Origin of the sequence: Streptomyces sp. RP5T (assembly GCF_003933965.1) — a bacterium.
Taxonomy (GTDB): domain Bacteria; phylum Actinomycetota; class Actinomycetes; order Streptomycetales; family Streptomycetaceae; genus Streptomyces.
In genome coordinates, this window is record NZ_RSAJ01000562.1 from 1 (window position 1) to 5,394 (window position 5,394).

Below are 5,394 nucleotides of genomic sequence, written 5' to 3' on the forward strand. Positions count from 1 at the left end.
GGCCCACCCGACGCACGGACCACCGTCCGTACTCGAACCGCCGCCGCCATCAACAGAACAACGGGGCCCCGGGGTCCAGTACCCCGGGGCCCCGTCTCCGGTCGGAGCCGTGGCTCAGTCGGTTCGGTAGGGCGGGGGCATGACCGTCGGCTCCGTGGGTCGCGAGGCCTCCGCCCCCAGCGGGTCCGCGGAGCTCGGCATCGCGGTCAGTTGCTCCCGTACGACCGACTCCGGTACGTCCGGCACCAGTTCAGGGCCGTCGGGACCGTCCAGGACGAACGTCAGACCGTGGCCCTCCGCCTTCTTGTCGCGGCGCATGTAGCCGATCAGGGCGTCATGGTCCACGTCGGCGGGAAGGGCCGTCGGCAGGCCGTACGAGGCGACCACGTCCCGGTGTTCCGCGACCCGGGACCGCGGGATGCGGCCCAGGGCACCGGCGAGCCGGCCCGCGAAGACGGTGCCGACGGCGACCGCCTCACCGTGCCGCAGGGCGTACCCCGTGGCCCGTTCCAGGGCGTGGCCCAGGGTGTGGCCGTAGTTGAGGATGTGCCGCAGACCCTGGTCGCGTTCGTCGCGGGAGACCACGGACGCCTTCAGCTCGACGCTGCGGGCGATCTGCTCGTCCAGCGGCAGACCACCGAGACCGGCCGCCCCGATGAAGTGGCAGCGGGCCAACTCGCCGTAGCCGTTGGTGCGTTCACGAGGCGGCAGGGTGGCGAGGAACTCGGTGTCGCAGAGCACCGCGCGCGGCTGCCAGTAGGTGCCGACGAGGTTCTTGCCCTCGGGAAGGTTCACTCCGGTCTTGCCGCCGATGCTGGCGTCGACCTGGGCCAGCAGCGAGGTCGGCAGATGGATGACGGGCGTGCCCCGGTGATACAGCGCGGCGGCGAGTCCGACGGTGTCGGTGGTGGTGCCGCCGCCGCAGGAGATCACCACGTCGGAGCGGGTCAGGCCGAACTCGGCGAACCGCTCGCACAGTTCGGCGACGGTGGCGAGCGTCTTGTTGGTCTCGCCGTCGCTCGCCGTCAGCCACAGCGTGTCCACGCCGAGCGCCGGCAGTTCGTGCTCGGGGCGGGCCGACACCACGGCGGCCCGCGTGGCACCGGCCGCCGCGACCAGGCCGGGCAGCAGGGCGCGGACGCCGTGGCCGATGTGCACGGGGTAGGCGCGGTCGCCGAGTTCGACGTCCACGCGGCGGTGCGAGGACGGCACCGGGCTCCTCGGGGCCCGGCCCCTCACGGGCCGGCCGGTCGTGGCCGGGCCCGTCACGGACTGGCTCATCACGGTCTCCTTCCTCACGCGCTCTGCAGCACGGCGCCCGGTACCGCGACCGGTTGCAGGTCCGCGCCGGACGGGGTGAGAGCGAGGCGCACGGTGCGGGCCGCGAGCGCCTCGACGGACGGCGGCACCCTCAGCCGGCGCAGGGTCAGATGGGCGTGCTCGAAGAGCAGGTAGTTGACCGGTGCCCCCTCGGCCGCCCAGGTCCGGGCGTTACGGCGCAGGGTGCGCAGGTAGGTGTCCCAGCCGCGCTCGGTGTCGGGGCCCATGGCCGGCAGCCCCTCCCGCAGCACGTCCGCGCTCTCCACGCCGCGGGAGCACAGCTCGGTGCGCTGGGCGGGCGTCAGCCGGGCCGTGTGGTGCTGCCAGCAGCGGAACAGGAATCCGCGCCGCCCGGATTCCTCGATGAGCGCGACGACGTGGCGCAGATGCCAGACGGCGACGACGAGCTGGGTCCGGTAGTCGAGGGCGGGTTCCCGGGCGGCGGCGAGGGCGAGTTCGCTGGACGCCATGGCGACGTCGTCGTCGCATTCGATGGACGGGAATAGCGGTGCCGTAGGGGCGTGTTCGGGGGGCACCCCTATCTGTTCCAGCAGGTTCGAGAAATGCCCGGTGAACTCCTGGGAAAGCGCCGCAGGAACACCGGCCCAAAGATCGATGGCGGGCCGTTCGGCGACCTCCGTCCAGTGGAAGAACCACCGGCTCCCGGATTCCACGGCACGCAGGTCGCGTACCAGGTCGACGATGGTTTCGGGAGGTCGGGGGCGGGTGATGCCGTCCGCCCCGGTGGTCTCGGGCGCGGTGACACGCGCATGGGTGAACTGCAGATTCATGTGGATTGCCTCAGTTCTGTGGGCGACTGAATGGTGCGTACGGAACGGGCTTCTGCCCATGCTAGAGGCGCCTGATATCCCCCTCCCGTGCTCTGTCGCAATGATTTCCGCCACGTCCGCAATAAGGGCTCTCTTAGGGGGGCTGACTGGGGTTACCGGAACGAAGTGCGGTGCGGGAATGTGGGCCGTACCGAATGACTGAGCCCCACCGCATTTCGTTGTCGCCGTGTTACCGAGAGGTGTATGGACATGCTGCGGACCGAGCTGATCCAACCGCTGCCGAAGCTGCTCGCAGCCCACGCGAACCGTTTCGGGGACAAGGTGGCCTACCGCGACGCGCGGCGCTCGGTCAGCCATGCCGAACTGGCCCGGCGGACCGCCAACCTGGCGGGGCAGCTGGCGGCGCTGCGGCTCCAGCCGGGCGACCGGGCGGCGATCCTGCTCGGCAACTGCGTGGAGATGGTGGAGAGTTACCTCTCGATCACCCGGGCGGCGGCGATCGGCGTGCCGCTGAACCCGCGCTCCACGGACGCGGAGCTGACGCACCTGCTGAGCGACAGCGGTGCCCGGCTGGTCGTCACGGACCGCGTCCACCTCGACCAGGTGCGGCGCGTCCTCGGCACCCTGCAGACCGGCGGCGACCCCGTCCGCATCGTGGTGACCGGCACCGAACAGCTCGCCGGCACCGTGTCGTTCGAGAAGCTCGCCACCACCGAACCGCCGGTCCCGGCCCGGGACGACCTCGCTCTGGACGAGGTGGCGTGGATCCTCTACACCTCCGGCACCACGGGCCGGCCCAAGGGTGTGCGCTCGACCCAGCGCAACGCCCTGTGGTCGGTGGCCGCGAGCTATGTGCCGATCCCCGGGCTGTCCGAGGACGACCGCATGGTGTGGCCGCTGCCGCTGTTCCACAGCCTGTCGCACATCGTGTGCGTGGTCGCGGCCACCGCCGTCGGCGCCTCGGTGCGGCTGGTGGACGGCTTCGACGCGGACGACGTGCTGCGGGCGGTGCGCGCGGAGGACGCCACGTTCCTGGCGGGCGTGCCGACGATGTACCACCAGCTGGTGCGGGCCGCCGCCCGGGAGGACTTCGAGGCGCCGCGGCTGCGGGTCTGCCTGGTGGGCGGCGCGGTGACGACGGCGTCCCTGCACTCCGCCTTCGAACAGGCTTACGGCGCAGCGCTGTTGGACGCCTATGGCTCCACCGAGACCTGCGGTTCCATCGCCATGAGCCGCCCGTCGGGCCCCCATGTGGAGGGTTCCTGCGGGCTGCCGGTGCCGGGGGTCGAGGTGCGCCTGGTCGACGCGAACACCGGCGCCGACGTGGCCGCCGGCGAGGACGGCGAGGTGTGGGTCAACGGGCCCAACGTGATGGCGGGTTACCACAACGACCCCGAGGCCACCGAGGAGGCGCTGGGCGAGGGCTGGTACCGCACCGGCGACCTGGCCCGCCGCGACGAGGCCGGCCACCTCACCGTCACCGGCCGGCTCAAGGAGCTCGTCATCCGCGGCGGCGAGAACATCCACCCCGGCGAGATCGAGGAGGTGCTGCGCCAGGTGCCCGGCGTCGCCGACGCCGCCGTGGTCGCCCGCCCGCACGACGTGCTCGGCGAGGTGCCGGTCGCCTTCCTGGTGCCGGGCCCCGAGGGCCTGGACCCCGAACTCGTGTACGCCGCCTGCCGCGAGCGGCTCGCGTACCACAAGGTCCCCGATGAGCTGTACGAGACGGAGCTGATCCCCCGCACCCCGTCCGGGAAGATCGTCCGCCACCGGCTCCTGCAGGGCCCGCTGCGCCTGCGCGCGGCGAACAGCACCCACTTCGAGTCACTGCTGCGGGTCGACTGGATACCGGTGGCGCTCCCGGCCGACACGGAGGCGGCGGCCACGTCCTGGTACCTGACCGGCCCCGACCCCGCCGCCCTCGCCGCGGCACTGGACACGCGGCTGGCCCGTGGCGACACCGCGCCCGAAACCGTCGTACTCGCGCTCGACGTGCCGCGGGCCGCGGCCGCCGCGGACTTCGCCGCGGGGGTACGCCGTGCCGTGCGCGGGCTGGCCGACGAGCTGGCCGGTCTGCTCGCCGACGCGCGCCTGGCCGGCACCCGAGTCGCCGTGGCCACCCACGGGGCCGTGACCACCGGCCCCGGCGAGACCGTGCAGAACATCGCGCACGCCCCCGTGTGGGGTCTGCTGCGCTCCCTGCAGGCCCGGCACCCCGGCCGTCTCGTCGTCGTGGACCTGGACGAGACGCCCGCCTCGCGGGAGGCCCTGCCTGCGGCCCTGACCGGCGGCGAGACCCAACTCGCACTGCGGGCAGGGGCGTTGGTGGTCCCGAGGCTGGCCCGGGTCCCCGTCACCGCCGAGCCGCAGGACCGCCCCGGCATCGACCCCGGGCACACTGTCGTCGTCACCGGCGCCGACAGCGCGCAGGGCGGCACGCTGGCCCGGCACCTGGTCACCGGCCACCACGCCCGCCACCTGCTGCTCCTCGGCGCCTACGACACCGAGGACGAGAACCTGTCAGCCCTGTGCGCCGAACTGGCCGCCCACGGCGCCACGGTGACCACCGCCGCCTGCGACCCGGCCGACCGCAAAGCCCTGACCGCCGCACTGGAGCGCGCTGAACGGCCGCTCGGCGCGATCGTGCACGTCCACGGCTGGCGGACCGCGCTCAGCCACCGCCCCGACCGCGCCCTGGAGGCCGCCGTCGCGGCAGTGCTGAACCTGCACGAACTCTCCCGCTCCCACGCGGAGTTGACGGAGTTCGTCGTCTGCTCCCCGGCCGACACCCTGCTGGGTTCCCCCGCCGACCCGGACCGCGCCGCCTACGGCTCCTTCCTCGACGCGCTCGCCCGGCACCGCGCCGACCGCGGCCTGCCCGCGCTGTCGCTGAGCTGGGGCCCGTGGGAGCCGACCTCGGTCGTGGACGGGGCCGGCGAGCAGGTCACCGGGGTGCGCGACCTGACCCGCGCGGAGGGCCTCGCCATGTTCGACGCGGCCCTGCTGACCGGGACCGTGCACTGCCTGCCGCTGGCCCTGGACACCGCGGCCCTCGCCGCGAGCGCGGCACGGGTGCCCGGCTCCTCGAAGCCGTCGGCGCTGTCCCCGCTGCTCTCCGGCCTGATCGACGTCTCCGCCGCGTCGGCGCCCGCCGACCTGTCCGTCGCCGAGGCGCTGCGTGACCGCCTGGCCCCGCTGCCGGAGGCGGACCGGCTGCGCATCCTGCTGGAGATCGTGCGCACCGAGACCGCCCGCGTCCGCGACGTCGGCGGGGTGTCCCGGG

General features: G+C 73.5%; 3 protein-coding genes. 1 reads left to right on the forward strand and 2 read right to left on the reverse strand.

Features of this window, described 5'->3' with window-relative positions:
- Nucleotides 1-114 precede the first annotated feature (114 nt).
- Nucleotides 115-1,281 carry a 3-dehydroquinate synthase gene (locus EHS43_RS36305; protein WP_125194863.1) on the reverse strand — a complete coding sequence of 389 codons (1,167 nt, stop codon included), beginning with the start codon at nt 1,279-1,281 and terminating at the stop codon, nt 115-117.
- Nucleotides 1,282-1,295: 14 nt separating this feature from the next.
- Nucleotides 1,296-2,111 carry a hypothetical protein gene (locus tag EHS43_RS36310; protein WP_125194864.1) on the reverse strand — a complete coding sequence of 272 codons (816 nt, stop codon included), beginning with the start codon at nt 2,109-2,111 and terminating at the stop codon, nt 1,296-1,298.
- A 249-nt stretch (nt 2,112-2,360) separates the two neighbouring features.
- Between EHS43_RS36310 and EHS43_RS46825 the strand changes: the two genes are divergently transcribed.
- A partial coding sequence (locus EHS43_RS46825; protein WP_221740795.1) for an AMP-binding protein occupies nt 2,361-5,394 on the forward strand: 3,034 nt, incomplete at its 3' end.